The 18558-nt window shown below is 62.4% G+C and carries 15 protein-coding genes; 3 read left to right on the top strand and 12 right to left on the bottom strand.

The features are described from left to right. Nucleotides 1–11 precede the first annotated feature (11 nt). The 3 genes from ELH03_RS22855 (at nt 12) to ELH03_RS22865 (ending at nt 2801) form a co-directional block, all read left to right on the top strand. A complete protein-coding gene (locus tag ELH03_RS22855; protein ID WP_130766669.1) occupies nt 12–1403 on the top strand; it encodes a leucyl aminopeptidase family protein in 1392 nt (463 codons plus the stop codon). 178 nt (nt 1404–1581) lie between these two features. Further along, nucleotides 1582–1932, top strand: coding sequence for a MarR family transcriptional regulator (locus ELH03_RS22860; RefSeq protein ID WP_003544522.1), 351 nt, complete (start codon nt 1582–1584; stop codon nt 1930–1932). A gap of 11 nt (nt 1933–1943) precedes the next feature. Further along, a complete protein-coding gene (locus ELH03_RS22865) occupies nt 1944–2801 on the top strand; it encodes a C40 family peptidase (protein ID WP_128409936.1) in 858 nt (285 codons plus the stop codon). Nucleotides 2802–2861: 60 nt separating this feature from the next. Here ELH03_RS22865 and ELH03_RS22870 read toward each other — a convergent pair whose 3' ends face one another. The 12 genes from ELH03_RS22870 to ELH03_RS22925 all read right to left on the bottom strand — a co-directional run bounded on the left by ELH03_RS22870 (nt 2862) and on the right by ELH03_RS22925 (nt 18453). Beyond that, a complete protein-coding gene (locus ELH03_RS22870) occupies nt 2862–4286 on the bottom strand; it encodes an amidase (RefSeq protein ID WP_128409937.1) in 1425 nt (474 codons plus the stop codon). A 36-nt stretch (nt 4287–4322) separates the two neighbouring features. Beyond that, entirely contained in the window at nt 4323–5186 is an 864-nt protein-coding gene (locus ELH03_RS22875; RefSeq protein ID WP_128405183.1) for an ABC transporter permease, read from the bottom strand. Nucleotides 5187–5189: 3 nt separating this feature from the next. Further along, nucleotides 5190–6137: an ABC transporter permease gene (locus tag ELH03_RS22880; RefSeq protein WP_130766670.1), complete on the bottom strand. Its 948-nt coding sequence runs from the start codon at nt 6135–6137 to the stop codon at nt 5190–5192. A 273-nt stretch (nt 6138–6410) separates the two neighbouring features. Next, a complete protein-coding gene (locus tag ELH03_RS22885) occupies nt 6411–7940 on the bottom strand; it encodes an ABC transporter substrate-binding protein (protein ID WP_197730006.1) in 1530 nt (509 codons plus the stop codon). Between the two features lie 150 nt (nt 7941–8090). Beyond that, nucleotides 8091–9011 (bottom strand): LysR family transcriptional regulator, encoded by a 921-nt coding sequence (locus ELH03_RS22890; RefSeq protein ID WP_130766672.1) that lies wholly within the window; start codon nt 9009–9011, stop codon nt 8091–8093. Nucleotides 9012–9067: 56 nt separating this feature from the next. Beyond that, nucleotides 9068–10063 carry a P1 family peptidase gene (locus tag ELH03_RS22895; protein WP_128405179.1) on the bottom strand — a complete coding sequence of 332 codons (996 nt, stop codon included), beginning with the start codon at nt 10061–10063 and terminating at the stop codon, nt 9068–9070. A 129-nt stretch (nt 10064–10192) separates the two neighbouring features. After that, complete coding sequence (locus ELH03_RS22900; RefSeq protein ID WP_003544544.1) at nt 10193–10387, bottom strand: hypothetical protein; 195 nt, start codon at nt 10385–10387, stop codon at nt 10193–10195. 522 nt (nt 10388–10909) lie between these two features. Beyond that, on the bottom strand, nt 10910–13837 hold the full coding sequence (locus ELH03_RS22905) for an aminotransferase (protein ID WP_128405178.1): 2928 nt from the start codon (nt 13835–13837) through the stop codon (nt 10910–10912). Between the two features lie 120 nt (nt 13838–13957). Further along, nucleotides 13958–14842, bottom strand: a complete 885-nt coding sequence (gene purU / locus ELH03_RS22910) for a formyltetrahydrofolate deformylase (protein WP_018244360.1) — start codon at nt 14840–14842, stop codon at nt 13958–13960. A gap of 216 nt (nt 14843–15058) precedes the next feature. Beyond that, nucleotides 15059–16075 (bottom strand): acyltransferase family protein, encoded by a 1017-nt coding sequence (locus ELH03_RS22915; RefSeq protein WP_128405177.1) that lies wholly within the window; start codon nt 16073–16075, stop codon nt 15059–15061. 45 nt (nt 16076–16120) lie between these two features. Beyond that, nucleotides 16121–17401 carry a hypothetical protein gene (locus tag ELH03_RS22920; RefSeq protein ID WP_128409941.1) on the bottom strand — a complete coding sequence of 427 codons (1281 nt, stop codon included), beginning with the start codon at nt 17399–17401 and terminating at the stop codon, nt 16121–16123. A 2-nt stretch (nt 17402–17403) separates the two neighbouring features. Further along, entirely contained in the window at nt 17404–18453 is a 1050-nt protein-coding gene (locus ELH03_RS22925) for a glycoside hydrolase family 5 protein (protein ID WP_128404661.1), read from the bottom strand. Nucleotides 18454–18558 lie beyond the last annotated feature (105 nt).

Raw genomic sequence — 18558 nt, forward strand, 5'->3', positions numbered from 1 at the left:
GAAGGACAATCATGGCCCCCTATCAGTTCATCGAGAGACCGACCCCTTTCAACACGAAGGGCGGTTTGACGCTGCCGATCTTTGCCGTCACGCCTGCCCATATCGAGACCGGCACGATCGATCCGATCGCGCTCGATTGGGCGCGCAGGGCAGGCTACAAGGCCGAAAGTGGGTCGCTGCTGCTGATCCCGACGGCCGAAGGCCATCTCGGCGGCGCGCTTTACGGCCTCGGCACCAACCCATCCGAGCAGCCCTACATCACCGGCAGGCTCGCTCGTGCGCTGCCGGCCGGCGACTGGCACATCGAGACCGCGCCGTTGACGGCAAATCGCCTGGCCCTCGGCTTTGGGCTCGGCAGCTACCGTTTCGATCGTTACAAATCCGAAAAATCGCCGGCGGCGACGCTGATGATCCCCCGCGATGCCGACGCCGCCGACATCAAGCGCCAGCTCGCCGGCGTCTTTCTTGCCCGCGACCTGATCAATACGCCGACGAATGACATGGGGCCGGTACAGCTCGAGGCCGTTTTCCGTGGCCTGGCCGAACATTACAAGGCGGAGATATCGGTTATATCGGGCGACGACCTGCTCAAGCAGAACTTCCCGCTGGTCCATACCGTCGGCCGCGCCAGCGCTGACGCGCCGCGTCTTCTCGAACTGCGCTGGGGCAAGAAGGGCCATCGCAAGGTGACGCTCGTCGGCAAGGGCGTCTGCTTTGACACCGGCGGTCTCGACATCAAGCCTGCCGCCTCTATGCTGCTGATGAAGAAGGACATGGGTGGCGCGGCGAATGTCATGGGGCTTGCCCTGATGATCATGGACGCCAAGCTGAAGGTCGACCTGCGCGTCATCGTCCCTGTCGTCGAAAACGCGATCTCGTCCAATGCCTTCCGGCCCGGCGACATCTATCGGAGCCGCAAAGGCCTGACCGTCCAGATCGACAATACCGACGCCGAAGGCCGTTTGATCCTTGCCGATGCGCTTGCCTATGCCGACGAGGAAGAGCCCGAGCTGCTGATCGACATGGCGACGCTGACCGGCGCTGCCCGCGTAGCCCTTGGCCCGGATCTCCCGCCCTTCTTCACCGACGACGCCAATCTTGCGCATGACCTGACCGAAGCGAGCCTGGAAACCGACGATCCGATCTGGCGCCTGCCGCTCTATTCCGGCTACGAAAAGGATATCCGCACCAAGTTCGCCGATCTTACCAATGCCCCCGCCGGCGGCATGGCGGGGGCGATTACCGCTGCCCTCTTCCTCAAGCGTTTCGTCAGCAAGGCGAAGAGCTGGGCGCATTTCGACATTTACGGCTGGGCTCAAGCCGAACGACCACATTCGCCGGGCGGCGGCGAGGCACAGGCGATCCGCGCGCTTTTTCACCATATCCGCGAGAGCCTGCGCTGACGCCATGCCGGAAACAAGCGTTGAGGCGCATCGCGTGATCCCTGTTCACGCGATACGCCTCGCCGCCGATCGTTAAAATTTTATTCACCTTGCCGGGCGGCAATTTCCAGCGCCCCTTGCATGTATATGGCAACTACCGGAAAATGGAACGCTAGCGTAACGATCTTCCGGAGGGGCCGTGCCGATCGAACTGACCGCCTCGCAGGCGCTGGGGCTCTGGCATGGCGCGGCGCTCGATCAGGTCCGCCACGACGACCGCGATTTGACGTTGCGCCAGATGGCGATCCTGCTGCATATTTATCTGGTGCCGCCGCCGCACACGGTGCGCGGGCTTGCCGCCACGCTTGATGTCACCAAGCCGGTCATTACCCGCGCCTTGGATACGATGGGCGAGATGGGTCTGGTCGATCGTGTGCGTGACGATGCCGACCGGCGCAACGTGATCATCAAGCGTACCGTCGGCGGTGCGCTTTACCTGGAAAAGCTCGGCGATCTCATACGAGATCAGGCCCGCCGGCTGCCGATCTGAAAGGAATGCGAATGACGATGCTCGACCGCCGCCTGCATGCCTACCGGCCCGATCTCGCGGAAGCCGGCCTCAAAGGCAAGGTCGAGGCGTTGCGCTTTGTGAAAGGCGCCCCGGCGCGTGTCGCCGTTCCGGTCCTGGGTTTGCGCCCTGAACCGGACCTTGCCCGCGGCATCGATACGGAACTGCTTCTCGGCGAGGATGTGACGGTTTTCGATCGCGCCGACGGCTGGTGCTGGGTGAAGGCCGCCTCGGACGGTTATGTCGGTTATGTCGCGGCGGACGCGCTCTTAGAAGGCAGGCCGGCGCCGACCCATATCGTCACCGCGCAGCGCACCTTCGTTTATCCCGAACCGGAACTGCGCAAGCCCCATCAGGCCATCGTGTCGATGGGAAGCCGCGTCTACGTCGCCGGCGAGGCGGAAGCGCGGGGCAATCGCTATGTCGTGCTCGAGGACGGAACGGCGATCTTTGCCAAGCACGTCCAGCCGATCGGCGCTCTCGATGGCGCCGATTACGTGGAGATCGTCACCCGCTTCCTGGAAACGCCCTACCTCTGGGGCGGACGTTCCGGCCTCGGCATCGATTGCTCCGGCCTCGTCCAGCTGGCGATGCTGATGACGGGCAGAGCTGCGCCACGCGATACCGACCTGCAGGCGGCAGGCCTCGGCCAGCCGATCGACCGATCCGAAATTCGCCGCGGCGACCTCGTATTCTGGAAGGGCCATGTCGCTGTCTTCGAAGATCCGGAAACCATCCTCCATGCCAACGGCCACAGCATGACGGTGGCGCGCGAGAATTTCGCGGCCGCGGTCGAGCGCATCGGCTGGCTCTACGAGCAACCGACCGGCTATCGCCGCCCGATCAGCTGACTGCATAATTCCTTAAATCGGAATCGATTTAAGGACAAAATTATGCAGCCATTCAAAGTGCTACAGCGTCCTTTGCGCGTCCAAAAAGACGCGCGGCGCTGTAGTCGGCCGCGGCCAGGATCTTACCCCGCCCGTCCAGTCCTCGAAGGCTTTCGACAACCTCAGCACCCGCATGTCGTCGAAACGCGGCCCGACGATCTGCAGGCCGATCGGCATGCCCGATCGGGAGAAACCGCAATTGATCGAGGCGGCCGGCTGCTCCGACATGTTCCACGGCACCGTGAAACCGATATGCTCGAACGGTAGGGCCGGATCGTTGGTCGGCGATGCCCATTCGGCCGGATAGGAGATGATCGGATTGGTCGGCGAAAGCAGGGCGTCGATCTCGGTAAACAGCCGTCCGCAGCTCTTGCGCATTTCGAGCGTCTGGTTGAAGCCCCTGACTGCATCGACACCGCTGATGTCGGCGCCGCCCATCGCCCAATCTCTGATATAGGGCAGGATGCTGTCGCGCCGCTCTTCGTCGAGGTCCGCGATATCGCCCCAGAACCGGGACCGCCAGAAGTTGTCGAGGCCATCCAGCATCGCGCGCGTCAGCACCGGCTGGACTGATATAATGGTCGCGCCGGCCTTCTCGAACTGTTGCGCCGCCGCTTCGACTGCGACCCTGATCTCGTCCTCCACCACAAGCCCGCAGCCGGCATTGAGCATCAGCCCGATCTTCATGCCCGACATGTCGATGTCGAGATCCATCCAGTTGAAATCGTTCGGCGGCAGGCTGGTGCCGTCGCGCCAGTCCGGCCGTGACAGCGTCGCCATCGAAAAGGCGGCATCCTCGACCGTGCGCGCCATCGGCCCGACGCAGCGCCCGACATAATAGGGATCGGCTGGAATGCGCCCATGGCTCGGCTTGAAGCCGAAGATGCCGGTCCAGCCGGCCGGAAGGCGCACCGAGCCGCCGATATCGGTGCCGATATGCAGCGGTCCGTAGCCGGCGGCCGCCGCTGCGGAAGCCCCGGCGCTCGATCCGCCGGGATTCTGCGCGGTGTTCCAGGGATTGCGGCTGAGAGGATGAAAGCTCGAAAGCCCGGAGGAAAGCATGCCGTAATCGGGGCAAGTGGTCTTGGCGAAGATCACTGCGCCGTCTTCGCGCAGTCGGGCGGCGGCCGGTGCGTCGGCCTCCGCCGGCTTCAGTTCCACTGCCCTCGTGCCGAGCGGCACCGGCTGGCCCTTCGTGGCGATCAGCTCTTTCAGCGTCACCGGGATGCCGTCGAGGATGCCCAGCGTTTCTCCCTTCGCCCAGCGCTCCGTCGACGCTTTCGCCTGCGCGCGCGCCGATTCCGGATCGTAGAGGTAGAGTGCCGAAATCGAAGGCTCCCAGGCCGCTATATGGTCTTCGAGGGCCAGCCAGTATTCGAGAGGGGAGAGGCTCTTATCGGCGAAGCGCCGCCTGAGTTCGCGGATGGTAAGGTCGGTTTCGGTCATGGCATGGTCTTTCGGGCTTTTCGTCTTGGGAGGACATCAGCGGCTTGCCTCGCGCGGGTCGAGCAGATCGCGCAAACCGTCGCCGAGCATGTTGAAGCCGAAGACGGTAAGCGCGATGGCCAGGCCGGGCAAGATCGCCAGCCAGGGGGCGAGCGCCAGATAGGTTTGCGCATCGGCAAGCATCCGGCCCCAGGTCGGCGCTGGCGGCGCCATGCCGAGCCCGAGGAAGCTGAGCCCCGCTTCGGTCAGGATCGCCAGCCCCAGCTGGATCGCGCCATGCACGATGATCTGGCTCATGATATTCGGCAGCACATGGCGCAGCGAGATGGTCAAGCGCGTATTGCCGATGGCGCGCGCCGCCGTCACATAGTCGCGGCTCCAGGCCTGCAGCGAAGTCGCAAGTGTGACGCGGGCAAAGACCGGGATCATGAAGACGGCGATTGCGGTGATCGCGGTGAACCGCCCTGGCCCGAGAAAGGCGCCGAGCACCATGGCGGACAGGATCGGCGGCAAGGCGAAGATGACGTCGCAGATGCGCATCAGCAACGCCTCGAAAGGACCGCGGATCGCCGCCGCCGAAATGCCGGCGATCGAACCCAGCGTCCCGCCGATCGCAACCGCGGTAATGGCAATCGACAGTGAATTCCAGCAGCCTGCCATCAGCATCGAAAGCACATCGCGGCCGAACTGGTCCGTGCCGAGCAAGCCGAAGGCAAGCGGCGGCTGCAGCTTGTGGATGATCTGCATTTTCGCCGGCGGCAGCGGCGTCCAGACGAGCGACAGCAGTGCAACCGCGACCAGCAGGCCGATGATGACAGCCCCTGAAATCAGGTTCATTCGCCGGCTAAGTCTAAAGACCCGGCGGTGAGTGGCGATGGCGGTGGATACGATCGGTGCCATGCGTCAGGCTGCCTTTCTCATCCTGGGATCAATCGCCAGATAGGAGAGATCGACGATGAAATTCATCACGATGACAAGGCCTGCGAAGAACAGCACGACATCCTGCATCACGATGATGTCGCGCTGGGAGAGCGCCTGAAGGGCCAGCCGTCCGAGGCCGGGGAGGTTGAAGACGTTTTCCACTAGCACCGCGCCGGCGACGAGAAAGGTGAATTGCAGCCCGATCATGGTGAGGATCGGGATCAGCGCATTCGGCACGATATGGCGCCACAGCACCGCACTACGCGACAGCCCCTTGGCCACGGCGGTGCGGGCAAAGTCCTCATGCATCGTGTCGAGCACCGCTGAGCGCGCCACTCGCGTCAACACGCCTGCTTGCGGCATCGCCAGCGCGACAGCGGGCATGACAAGCGCTTGCAATGCCGGCAGAAGACCAGCGCCCCAGCCGGGGAAGCCGCCGGCCGGCATCAGCCCGAGCATCGTCGAAAAAAGGATGATCAACAGCAGCGCCACCCAGAAGGCGGGCACGGCGATGCTGATCTGCGAAAACAGCGTTGCGACGACGTCGAAGACACCGCCGCGGCGCGAAGCGGCCAGTACGCCGAGTGGCAAGGCAATCGCCACCGAGAGCATGATCGCCATCAGCGCCAGCGGCAGCGTCACCGCCAGCCGCTCGAGGATCAATCCTGCCACCGGCACGCCATAAGTTAGGGAATTGCCGAGATTGCCGGTGAGCACGCCGGTCAACCATTGCCCGTAACGCAGGAGCAGCGGCTGATCGAGCCCGAGATCGTGGCGCAGCGCCGCCAGCGTTTCCGGTGTTGCCGAGGTGCCGAGCATGATCGACGCAGGATCGCCGGGCAGAAGGTCCATGACGGCGAAGATCAGCAGCGAGACGACGATGAGCGTGACGAGGAGACCGGCGAAGCGGCGGGCGAGGAGGGTGATCATATCAGATTGAGCACGGCCGTAACGGGACGCGGCACATCCTCTCCCCCGTCATTCCTGTGCTCGTCACAGGAATCCAGCCACGGCGCGTCGGCGCCGTGAATGACTCTCATGCGATGAAGTCGTTCTCCCGCGCCCAAGGACTTGGGCGCACTGGATTCCTGTGACGAGCACAGGAATGAGGGAGCGAGAGGTTCGCGTGAATCGACCAAATCCGGCTGTCCTGCTTCAGGCACCAATGCCATCGCCTTCATCGTACGCCGCCTAGCCTGCCGCCTACTCGTCCCAGGAAACGCCGGAGAGCACGTTGGAAGGGATCGGCTCGTTCTCCCACAGCCCTTTCAGGTGTCTGTCCCAAACGCCGAGCTTCGGCATGACGAAAAGGTAGAGCGCCGGCACGTCCTCGGCGAGGATCTTCTGCGCTTCGCCATAGATCGCATTCTGCGCGGCGGGATCGGTCGTCTCCTGGACCTTCTTCATCAGCGCATTGAAAGCGGGGTTCTTATAATTGAAATAATAGGGATCGCGCCCATAGATGTCGATGTCGAGCGGTTCGGCATGGGCGACGATCGTCATGTCGAAGTTGCGGTCCTTCATGATGTCCTGGACCCATTTCGCCGGAAATTCCGTCGGCTCGATATTCATCGTCACGCCGATCTCGGCAAACATCGCCTGCATCACCTGGGCGCTGCGCGGCGCATAAGCCATCTGCGGCGATTTGATCGTGAAGGTGAAACCGTTGGGGTAGCCGGCTTCGGCGAGCAGCGCCTTCGCCTTTTCGACATCGTAAGGCAGCACGCCAGTCATGTCCTGATAGCCCGGATCGTTCGGCGTGTAGTGGCTGCCGATCGGTGTGCCGAGGCCGGACCATGCGCCGTCGATCACCGTCTTGCGGTCGATCGCCATCATCAGCGCCTGGCGGACGCGTTTGTCGTCGAACGGCTTCTTGGCATTGTTCATGCCGGCAACGACCTTGAGCTCGGTATTGCCGATCCTGGTGACGAGCCTCGCATCGCCGTCGAAAGAACTCATCAGCTCAGGTGCGGCAAATTCCGGAAAGGCATCGAGATCGCCGGATTTCAGCGCAGCCGCCTGCGCCTGCGGATCGGCGATGAAGCGGAAAGTCACCTTGTCGAGCTTGGCGGCCGCACCCTTGTTCCAATAATCGTCATTCCTGGCAAGTTCGACCTTGTCGCCCTTCGCCCAGCTGGCGAATTTGAAGGGGCCGGTGCCCACTGGCGTCGTCTTGTCGTCGGCAGCCGTCTTCGGTGCGACCATCACCGAGGCTGGCCAGCCGAGCCAGTAGATCAGGCTGCCGGTCGGGGCCGAGAGATGCAGCACCAGCGTTTCGGCATCGGGCGTATCGATCGAGGCGATCGAAGCGAAGAAGCGCTTCTGCGGATTGACCGAATCGGCGCCGCGGGCGCGGTCGAGCGAAAACTTGGCAGCAGTGGCATCGAAGGCCTCCCCGTCATGGAACTTGACGCCGGTCTGCAGCTTGAACGTATAGGTCAGGCCATCGGGAGAGATCTCCCAGCTTTTTGCCAGCTGCGGCTGGATCTTGCCGGACTGGTCGATCGTCACCAGCCCTTCGAACACGTTCTGCCAGGTCACCTGGCCGATTGCGACCGGTGCCGCGATCGTCGGGTCGAGACCGGTCGGCTCGACGCTCATGCCGAGATTGAGCGTGGTCTTCGCCGCCTCGGCCGGCGTCATCGCCGTCATCACCAGGCCGGCCGAGAGCGCGGCACCGAGCGAAAGCCGCCGGGCAAAACGCGCTGAAGGCGCAAACGAAAGCTTGATCATCATGTTCCCTTGTCTGGCCGCGCGTCGATGACGAAGACCTTTTGCGAGGAGAGTGCCATTATGCCGGTGCACACACAATGACGATTTTGTGTGCTCAGTGTAGCCGAAAAAGCTACACCGCAAATCTGCCGGCAATGCAAGCTCGAAGCGTCAGTCTTTCGTCTCGGCCCGGCGGTTCGTGCGCTCGCGCATGAACCTCTCGATGAAGTCGAGCAGTTTCGTCGCGGCGAAGGACAGCTGCCTGTCCGGCGCGACGCAGAGATCGACATGGGTGCGGATGCCGGTCTTGCCGGCCAGCGGAATGGCAAGGAGCTGACCCGCTTCGATCTCGCGGCGGACAGTCAGCGCCGGCAGCAGCGTGGCGGCAGCCCCGCTGAGCACAAGTTCCTTCAGCATTTCGAGCGAGCTGGTGACGAAGACCGGATCGAGGCTCAACCCCTCTTTCTCGAACAGCGCATCGAAGGCCTGGCGGAAGCCGAAGGATTGATCCGGCAGCGCCAATGCATAGTCGGCAAGCGTCCTCAGCGGGATCTCGGCGTGCGCGGCGGCCGGATGCTGCGGCGTGGCGATGAGATCATAGGCGATCTCGGAGCGCAGCCGCACCTTGGTACCGGACATCGGAGGCGCAAACAGCGTCACCGCAATATCCGCCTCGGCGATGTTGACCGCGTCGACCGCCTGCCGCGCGCTGGTGATCGTCACGGTAAAACGCAGCTTCGGATATTTCAGGCTGAATTCGGCAAGCGCCGGCGCCAGCAGATTGGCGACGGTCGCCCCATTGGCATAGATGCTGACACGGCCGCGCTGCAGGCCCTTCAGGTCTTCGATCAGCTGCTGCACGTGATCGAGTTCGCGCAGCGTCCGGCCGGCGCGGGCGGCAAGCAGTTCGCCGGCGGCCGTCAGCTTGACGCCGCGGGCGCTGCGTTCGACGAGCGGCGCGCCGAAATGATATTCGAGATTCTCGATCTGCCGGCTGATCGCCGTCGGCGCGACATTGAGATTTTCGGCCGCCTGGCGCATCGAATTGGTCCTGACCAGTTCGTCGAAGTACATCAGCGCCCGGATCTGCATTCACGTCTCTCCGCCATTCGGCATATTAGATCTGTAGAGAGTCTGACCCTATTCAATCAGCCGCTGCTCGGATAGCGGTCGCGCCAGGCCTTTTGCGCGCCCTCGACCGGCAGCGCGGTCGCAGCGTAGACGCCACGGGCGATCGCCCGCGCCATGACGATAGTGGCGAGATGGCAAAGCTCCATCAGGCTCGCCATGTCGTCTCTTCGATGCTTGGCCGTCGAAGCGGCAAAGACGGTGTCGCCGTCGAGCGGCAGGTGCGCTGGCAGCAATGCTCGGGCAAGGCCGTCATGGCCGGCGAGCGAAAGCCGGTGCGCCTCGGCCTTCGTCAGCTGCGCATCGGTCACGACAGCGCCGATCGTCGTTGCAGGCGTGTTCATGCCCTTGAGCCGCATCCGGTGGTCGGCCACATCAGGCATGCCGAGCCCGCCGAATTCCGCATCCTTTTCAAAAGGCGCCGCCCAGAAATGCGGCCCGTCGCCGATCGTTGCGGAGCCCAGCGCATTGACGGCGACGATCGCCGCGACGCGATGCCCGGTGCTGCTGACGGCGCTGGCGGAGCCGAGCCCGCCCTTGACGGTGGCCGTCGTCGCCCCTGTGCCGGCGCCTGTCGTGCCGAGCGCGAATGTGCCCGTCGCAGCCGCCTTCAACGCCGCATAGCCCATGTCGCGATAGGGAGAATGAAGGCCCCAATCTTTGTCGCCGCCGTTCAGCAGGTCCATCAGGATTGCCTGCGGCACGATCGGAATGCGCACCGGTCCGACGGCAAAGCCGCGGCCGAGTTCGCGCAGGCCCGCCTGCACGCCGCCGGCGGCATCCAGCCCGAAGGCCGAGCCGCCGGAGAGCACGAAGGCATCCACGGCATTGACGGTCATTGATGGATCGAGCAGGCCGGTGTCGCGCCCGCCGGGCGCACCGCCGAGCACCGTGCCGGATGCGACGGCCGGTTCGTCGAAGACGATGACCGTGACGCCGGAACCGAGCGCAAGGTCGGTTGCATGGCCGACGGAAACGCCTTGGATGTCGGTGATGAGGTTCAGAAGATCGGGCAAGGGCGGGTCCTTATGCGGAAAGGCCGCCGATAGGACTGCAATTGCCCTCAAAAAACAAGACCGGCCCCATTTGGCGGGACCGGTCGGACATCGGGAAAAGCCGCGAATGCCAATCGCGGCCTCATGCCCTCAGGCATGAAGCGGCTTCGGATGACGACGGGTCATCAGGTCATGGATGGCCAGCCGCACCTCGTCGGGCGAGCCGAAACGCTGCTCGTCGAGGTCGTGGACATGAAATTTCACGGCGATGAACTTCAGCCGGTCTTCATCGGGAATGACGATCCCGACGGGAACGCCTGCATATTCGATAACTTGCTTCTTCATAGATAGAACTCCTGCCGCGCGATATGCGCAGCGATGGCGAATTGACTTGTCTGGTACCGTTGAAAGGAGGACGAACGTCACATTCGACAGTTCGGGCGGGAGAGGGCGCCCGGACGGTCATTGCCAAGCACAGATCGCCCAAGGAGATCGGCGAGAATATCGATGTCTATCATGCTCGTTCCTTGTGTTGGCGTTGCACTTGAGAGGTCCCGGTAGAGCCCGGGGCCGGTGATGGCTGTCTTCAATAATCTACTATCTTGGTAGAGATTACCTGATAGCCTATCGGAAACATATTCCGAAACGTGTCAAAATATCGACGATCTGAAAAAATTCATTCCGTCGCAGCCCGAACTTACAGAAAGAAACATATCAGTCCTTCGTTAAATTCGCATGACAGAATCGGAAGTTCGATCGATCACAGCGGCAGACATAGGAAGCCGTGCTGTATCAGGCAATGGCCCGTTTCATTAAAAATCGACATGCCTCGAAATGACCGATTTGGTTAACGCTGGAAGCCCTGTGTCACCAGCCTTCTTCGAGCACCTTCTCCAGCATATCCGCGAAAAAATCGGCGCTGTCGATGCTGAGGCAGAGTGGCGGTTTGATCTTCAGCACATTTTGGTGATCGCCGGTCGGCTGCATGATGACGCCGAGTTCGAGAAGCCGGTCGCAGATTGCAGCCGTCTCTTCCGTCGCCGGCTCCAGCGTCGTTCTGTCGCGGACGAATTCGAGGCCGAGATAGAGGCCCATGCCGTGCACGGCGCCCGCAATCGGATGGCGGTCGATCAGCGCGGCGAGCCGCGCCTTCAAATGATCGCCGACCGTCCGGGCATTTTCCTGCAGCTTTTCCTCGGCCATGATGTCGAGCACCGTCATGCCGGCGATGCAACTGACGGGGCTGCCGCCGGTGGAGGAAAAGAAAGTGCCCTCCTTCTCCAGCGATTGCGCAATCTCCCGCGTGGTGATGACGGCGCCGAGCGGATGGCCGTTGCCCATGCCCTTGGCGACGGTGATGATATCAGGCACGACGCCCTGCTGCTCGAAGCCCCAGAAATAATGCCCGAGCCTGGCATAGCCGACCTGCACTTCGTCGGCGATGCAGAGGCCGCCGCGAGCGCGTACCTGCGCATAGAGCTCTTTGAGATAGCCTTCCGGCAATGGAATGCCGCCGGCATTGCCGTAGACCGATTCGGCGATGAAGCCCGCAAGGCCTTCGCCCGCAGCATCAATTGCCTCCAGCACCGGCGTCGCCATGCCGAGATAATCCGCTGCCGTATCGGGACCACGGAAGTCGCCGCGATAGGTGTTCGGCGAAACGACGGTATGCACCCAGTCCGGCCGGGTGGTCGGTGCCTGCGGATTGTCGGCGATCGAGGTGGAGACGGCGTCGCTCGCCGCCGACCAGCCATGATAGGCTTCGAGCAGGCAGAGCATGTTGCGCGCGCCGCTATGGGCTTGCGCCAGCCGAAGCGCCAGATCGTTCGCCTCCGAGCCGCTGTTGACCAGGAAGACCGCGTCGAGCCCGTCCGGCGACAGGGCGGCGAGGTGTTCGGAAAATTCCGTGATCGCGGCATAGTGGAAGCGCGAATTCGTATTGAGCCGCAGCCATTGGGCGTGGATCGCTGCCGCGAACCTGGGATGGCCATGGCCGAGAATGGTGACGTTGTTGACCATGTCGAGATAGGCGCGGCCCTCGACATCGAACAGATGCTCTCGCCAGCCGCGCTCGATCTGCGGCGCCGCCGCGTAATAGTTCTTCTGCGGCCTTGCGAGATGCGCCCGCCGCCTGGCAAGCAGTTCGGCGGTATCAGATTTCGGTGCATCGGCTTCCGGGCTGAGAAGGAGCGAGGGTGAGGGGCAGAGCGCCGACCAGGCCGCGGCCGCGCGCGGCGTGGCAAAAAGCGGCGGTTCGTGACCTGCGACGCTGCAAAGCTGGACGCGCAGCCCGCCAAGCGACGCAGCCTCTCCGAAAACCGTGCCGAGCGGATCGCCGGCGGCCACCTCGGCTCCATCCTCGACCGAGAGATCGAGCCCATCGAGATGCAGGGTCATGCTGTCGCTGGCAAGCGTCAGATGTTGGTCCTTCCAGCCGATGCGGCCGGCAAAGGGTGCAGCAATCGCGTTGCCTGCCGCGAGACATATGTCGATATGCAGGGCGCAGGTCGCCTGTCCCGTCGCATTTCCCAAGCTCGCGCGGGAAAGCCGATATTCGCCATAGCGCGTCGCTGCGATGCCGTTTTCGGTTGCCACGCGGGCAAGCAGCCGCCAGTCCATGTCGGTATTCAGCCAGTTGCCGGCAGAAAAATGCGGGCTCCGCACCCCAAGATCGACATAGGCGATCCCGGCGGGTTCGATGTCGGGCAGCAATGGCAGCCATGCCGATGCTTCCGGGGCGGCGACATATGCGCCGGCCGCCTTGAGGATCGCAGCTTCCATGAGTTCGAAGGGAACGGACATCGCCGTATCGAAGATCGCCCGCTCGTGCTCGAGATTGCCGCGGACATAGTCATTATCGGGATCGACCGAAATCTGCTGCTCGCTGCTGGCAACGAGAATGACCGCACGCGCGACGGTCAACGGCCAGAGCGCCTTCAGCTCCTCCCCGGTCAGTGGATAGATCGCCTGATAGGCGGTGACGGCTGGCAGGATATGAAAAGGATCGCCATCCGCCTGATGCAGCAGTGAAGCGCATGTGACGGCGAGGTCGCCGACCAGCCAGCCGCGGATGATGTCGCCGAAATCGATCACCCCGTCGGGGATCGTATGGCCACGGGCGTCGCGGTGGCCGACGACATTGTCGCCGGTGACGTCATGATGCACGGCCTGCAGCCGAAGCGATGGCGCCAACGGCTGGATGCGGCGAATGGCCATGACCATGGTCTTGGCGATCCGGTCGCGCGCCGCACTGTCGGTGATCGCGGACAGCAGCTGCACCGCGACCGGCCCGGCGCGCCTGAGATCCCATTGCAGGCTGCGGTCGAGACCGGGATGGTTGAAATCGGCAAGCGCCAGCGCCAGCCTGGCGCAGAGCGCGCCGAGGGCTGCAACGGAAGCCGGCGCCAGATAGGTCAGCTCCGTCAGCCCCTGGCCTTCCAGATATTCCAGCAGCCGGACCTGATAGCCCTGCCCGCGCACGGTCAGGACGACGATCTCCCGCCCCTCATTGGTGGGGATCACCTTCGGAACGCGCGGCGCATCTTGCCGGCTTTTGAGGTGACGGATCGCCGCATTCTGCGCTTCGAGCTCGCGGATCTCGTAGGCTGCATGGCAGATCTTCAGGACGTAGCGGCCACGATCGTTATCGACGCGATAGTTTCGATCCTGCTGGCTGCCGAGTTCGGTAAGCGTGCCGGAGAGGCTGTAATGAGCAAGGAGGATCTCTTCCGCGTCGCTAGCGGTGACGTCGGGACGCGGCAGCGCCATGCGATCAACAAGCGCCTCGTCGGTCATGACACCCCTCCCGCAGCATGATTCGATTACCTATTGAACGAGATAATCAAGTACTTGCCGCCGGCAGGCAACGGGAGATTGTCATTCGCCAGCAAAAGAGATGCAGGGTCTAGGCGGCGCTCAACCCATGCGTTCGGAGGCGTAGCCGCCGGGGCTTGCCGGAAAGACCACGGTGCGGTTGCCGTTCAGGAAGGTGCGGTGATGGATATGGGCATGGATGGCACGCGCCAGCACCTGGCTTTCGACGTCGCGGCCGATCGAGACGTAGTCGTCGGGCGACTGCGCATGGGTGATGCGCGCCGTGTCCTGCTCGATGATCGGGCCTTCGTCGAGATCGGCGGTGACGTAATGCGCAGTCGCCCCGATCAGCTTCACGCCGCGGCCGTAGGCCTGCTTGTAAGGGTTGGCGCCCTTGAAGCTCGGCAGGAAGGAATGATGGATGTTGATGATCCGGCCGGACATTTTCTGGCACATCGCATCCGAAAGCACCTGCATGTAACGGGCGAGCACAATCAGCTCGGTGCCGGTCTGCTCGACGATATCCATGATCTGGCCTTCGGCCTGCAGCTTGTTTTCCTTCGTCACCTTGATGTGGTGGAAGGGGATGTCGTGGTTGACCACGACCTTCTGGTAGTCGAAATGGTTGGAGACGACGCCGACGATGTCGATCGGCAGCGCGCCGATCTTCCAGCGATAGAGCAGGTCGTTGAGGCAATGGCCGAAGCGCGATACCATCAACAGCACCTTCATGCGGGCGTTGCCGTCATGGATTTCGGCATCCATGGCGAACCGCTTGGAGATCGGCTCGAAGCCTTCCTTGAGTTCGGCAAGCGGCACGCCTTCCTCGGAGATGAAGCTCACCCGCGTGAAGAACTTGCCGGTATCCAGATCGTCGAACTGCGAGCTGTCGACGATGTTGCAGCCCTTGTCGGCCAGATAGCTCGAAATCGCCGCGACGATGCCGCGCGTCGATTTGCAGGATACCGTCAATACGTAACTTGTCATGTCTTACCCTCTTCCCTCTCCAAGGCCGCCACCGTGCTTAAAACAAAGCCCGGGCCGCGAATAGGCCGGCGCACTTTCATTCATGCGACAAATTGCAAGAGAAACCATCACGTTTCTGCAAGTTCTCGCATTGCCAAGTCTGAAGCTTAGGAGAAGTTGCGCGAAAAACTGTACCGTCAGCGCCGCTTGGATGCGTATTCTCGCCTTCGACGCGCTTTAGGCCGGCGGGCGGCTCGCCATTGCGACCTTCCGGCGCGGCGAGGTGATCTCGTGGATGATCGCACCGCCGATCGACGAGAGCACCAGCGAGAGGATCACGAAGAGCACCGGTTGCTGCAGGATGCCGATCGGCAGGCGATCGGCGGCGACCCTGAGAAAAGCCAGGGTGAAGGCGTGGGTGATATAGATGCTGTAGGAGCAGTCGCCGAGATAATTCAGCCATCCCACAACCGGCAGTCTGGAAAAGTCGATGGAGATCGCGCTGTAGACGATGAAGATCGCCGGGATTCCCCATGCATAGAACCGGCTTTCCGGCGGCATCAGCGCCTCGTTGATGAAGAGAAAGGCGAAGCCCATGGCAAGGGCCGCCCAAGCCCAGCGGCTCGGCAGCAGGTTCTTCTGTCCGTAGAGCCAGCCGAGCACGACACCGGCGAGAAACTCCAGCATGATCGGCTCACGGTAGAACCGGGTCATAGTCGTTTCCGGCAGCAGCCGGCAGGCGATCAGGACGACGGCAAAGACGGCAAACATCGCCGGGATGCGGCGAACTTCCTGTAGCGGCAGCAGGAGCGCAAAGACGAAGTAGAAGAACATTTCGTAATTCAGCGTCCAGCCCGGAACGACCACGGGTGTGATCGTACTGGGATCGGCGGGATTGGCCCATGGCAGGAAGAACAGCGAGGCGATGAGATGCGGCAGGTCGAACACCGTCGATTTCAGCAATGACGGGGCCACCAGCGCCACAGTCGCCGAAAATAGCGTCGCCAGCCAGTAGAGCGGCACGATCCTTTTGATGCGCCGCCGGGCGAAATCGACCGGGCTCATCGCGCGTCCGCTCGTCGTCAGCCACATCACGAAACCGCTCAAGACGAAGAAGATGTCGACGCCGGTTTCGCCATAGACGAAGGCGGCGGCGTCGACTGCTGGATTGACCTTGGCAAGCTGCAATACCGCGTGGAAATAGACGACCATCAGCGCCGCGATGGCGCGCAGATATTGAAGCTGGACAAGCATCGAGCGTGTGCTCCCTCGGGCTCGCGCGGACAGGCGCCGCTGCGGTCAACTCAATACATCTGCCGGACGACCCTGCCGGATGCGCGGGCTGTCGTGGAAGCGCATATATCCGACGACGAACCATAGGAGACCGGCGATCTTCATCGAGAAGACCGCGGTTCCCCCGATCATCATATTCAGAAAAATGAAAAGAGAAAGTGAATGGGCGCAGCGCCGCTGCGCCGCCGTGCGCCCGGCGGGAAAGAGGCAGACGAACAGCCATAAGGCGATGACGCCGAAGATCGTCGCCGCGTAGATCAGGTAGACATAGCCGCTGTCGGCGAATTCGGCGACCCGGTCGACCGAAAGTCCAAGGATGGCAAGCGGATCGAGCTCCATGATCTTCTTCATCGTCAGATTGATGCGGCCGGTGAAATTGTCGCCCGTCGCATTGGGTTTCATCACGTAGACGAGGAAGCCGGCGGCGACGATCAGCGGCATCAGCGCCAGATTGAAATTCTTCGGGATCTTCGGAAAGACGAAGTAGCCGACGATGCAGGCAAAGCAGAAGATCAGCATCGTGCGCGTGTCGTTCGTCACCAGGATCAGCACGGCCGTACTGATCATCAGCAACCGGTCCCAGCGGCCAAGCCTCTCCCACATCGAAATCAGGTAGACCGCGATCACGCCGCAGAAATTGGCCAGCGACACCTGTTCGAGGAAGATCGAGGAGGAACGATGGTCGATGATGCCGAAGGAGAAGCGCTCGGGAAAGCCGAGCGCGTTCTGAAAGAGGCCCGTCGTGTTGTAGCTCAGCGGCAGCAGCCCGCGCGTATTGGCGAAATAATCCGACGGGTGGACGATGCTGACATAGAACGGCACGCTGATGATCTCGAAGATCAGGAAGATCATGACGGCAAGACTTGCCCAGCGAAAGGCGAGCTTCATCGTTTTCTCGTTGCTCCAGCCGCCGAGCCCGGTAAAGCAGAAGATGATCAGTACGTTGCGGAAATGATCGATGAACAGCATGCGGTTGAGCACGCTGACATAGATGGTCACGATGAGCGTGAACAACAGGAACAGGAAGGCCGGCAGGTCGGTCTCGTAGATCCCCTTGTGCAGGATGTAGATGATGGCGCTCGCCATGATCAGGCCTTCGCTGGCGGCGACATGCGTCATCGAAAGCGGCACGATGTTGTGGTTGATGAAGGCCAGAATGCCGTTATAGAGCACGGAGAGCAGGCCGAGCCAGAGCACCGTATGATCGGTGCGTGATGCCTCGCCGGCAGCATCGAGCCGGTTGCCGGCTACAGTGAAGGTTGCTGTCCTGTGATCGACGACTGCCATGCTCATTTCCCCGCAGGCTTGACGGCGGAGCAAGCGCCGGCATCGGCTTTTGCCGCCTCGGCAAGAAGCCGCATCTGCGGCCGCTCGGGGCCCTTGCGCGGCTGGACGTTGAAGGGCTCGTCCGCCGGCCACCATTCGCCGGCCGCCCAGTAGGACCAGCCGAGCCAGACGTCGCTATTACCAGACATGGTGGCGTAGATTTCGGTCAACCCGCTTACGCAGTCCTTGTCGGCGGAGGCGCCGAATTCGCCGAGAAAGCCGCGTTTGTGGTTCCGCTTCAGCCAGGCGGTGACCCCGGCGATCGCCTCGACCGCAGCCGTCGAGCCTTCGCAGGTCGGGTGCGTGCCTGAGGAATCGGCGTCGAGATACTGGTGGACCTCATAAGCGTAGAAATTGAGTGGATCTCGCACACCGAGCATCACCGTGCCGTTGGCGCCGCCGATCACATCCTTTTCCCAGCTGGCCGCGCCGCTCCATGCCGTGCCCGGCACCAGGATGAGGTTGCGCGCGCCGACGGCGCGGATGCTGCGGATCGCCGCATTGGCGGCATCCAGCCAGTCCGTCGCCTTGATGTCGTGCGGTTCGTTCATCAGGCCGAAGAGAACGCCGTCCTGATTGGCGAATTCGACGGCAAGCCTTGCCCAGAAATCACCGAAGGCGGCATCCGTCGCCGGCGCCGTGCCGACCTGGGTCTTGTCGTAATAGCCGAAATTATGCGGGTCGAGCAGAACGGCCATGCCGTGTTTGCGGATCAGGCCGATGGTATCTTTGATCCGTTTGAGTTCGTCCTCGTCGAGCCGTCCGCCGAGTGCCGGCTGCAGCCGTTCCCAGCGGAAGGGTAGTCGGATGATCGTCATGCCCTTTTCGGCGAAATAGCTGATCGTGTCTTCGCCGGGATAGGTATAGTTGGTGCCGAAGGTGCCGCCGCGCTCGCCATATTCGCCGCCAGACAAATTGACGCCGCGATAACAGGGAGCCTCAGCCGCAAGGGCCGGCGACGGGGTGAGAGCGGTCGCAAGCAGCAGCGCTGTCAGATGTCGTGTCGTCCTCATGGCCATCCTCGCTATCGCGGCAATCGCAACATCGGCGTCGCTGAAGTTATTTTAACGGTCCGTTAGCTAAGAATTTCTAAAGTATCAGCACCTCGGCTTCAGTCT

The organism is Rhizobium beringeri (assembly GCF_004306515.1).
In the GTDB taxonomy this organism is placed as follows: Bacteria; Pseudomonadota; Alphaproteobacteria; order Rhizobiales; family Rhizobiaceae; genus Rhizobium; species Rhizobium beringeri.

Excerpts from the sequence above, each read along its gene's own strand:
- ELH03_RS22920 (WP_128409941.1), bottom strand. The coding sequence starts at position 17,401 with ATGGCAGTCGTCGATCACAGGACAGCAACCTTCACTGTAGCCGGCAAC.
- ELH03_RS22905 (WP_128405178.1), bottom strand. The coding sequence starts at position 13,837 with ATGACCGACGAGGCGCTTGTTGATCGCATGGCGCTGCCGCGTCCCGAC.
- ELH03_RS22900 (WP_003544544.1), bottom strand. The coding sequence starts at position 10,387 with ATGAAGAAGCAAGTTATCGAATATGCAGGCGTTCCCGTCGGGATCGTC.
- ELH03_RS22865 (WP_128409936.1), top strand. The coding sequence starts at position 1,944 with ATGACGATGCTCGACCGCCGCCTGCATGCCTACCGGCCCGATCTCGCG.
- ELH03_RS22880 (WP_130766670.1), bottom strand. The coding sequence starts at position 6,137 with ATGATCACCCTCCTCGCCCGCCGCTTCGCCGGTCTCCTCGTCACGCTC.
- ELH03_RS22875 (WP_128405183.1), bottom strand. The coding sequence starts at position 5,186 with ATGGCACCGATCGTATCCACCGCCATCGCCACTCACCGCCGGGTCTTT.
- ELH03_RS22915 (WP_128405177.1), bottom strand. The coding sequence starts at position 16,075 with ATGCTTGTCCAGCTTCAATATCTGCGCGCCATCGCGGCGCTGATGGTC.
- ELH03_RS22855 (WP_130766669.1), top strand. The coding sequence starts at position 12 with ATGGCCCCCTATCAGTTCATCGAGAGACCGACCCCTTTCAACACGAAG.
- purU (WP_018244360.1), bottom strand. The coding sequence starts at position 14,842 with ATGACAAGTTACGTATTGACGGTATCCTGCAAATCGACGCGCGGCATC.
- ELH03_RS22890 (WP_130766672.1), bottom strand. The coding sequence starts at position 9,011 with ATGCAGATCCGGGCGCTGATGTACTTCGACGAACTGGTCAGGACCAAT.
- ELH03_RS22870 (WP_128409937.1), bottom strand. The coding sequence starts at position 4,286 with ATGACCGAAACCGACCTTACCATCCGCGAACTCAGGCGGCGCTTCGCC.
- ELH03_RS22885 (WP_197730006.1), bottom strand. The coding sequence starts at position 7,940 with ATGATCAAGCTTTCGTTTGCGCCTTCAGCGCGTTTTGCCCGGCGGCTT.
- ELH03_RS22925 (WP_128404661.1), bottom strand. The coding sequence starts at position 18,453 with ATGAGGACGACACGACATCTGACAGCGCTGCTGCTTGCGACCGCTCTC.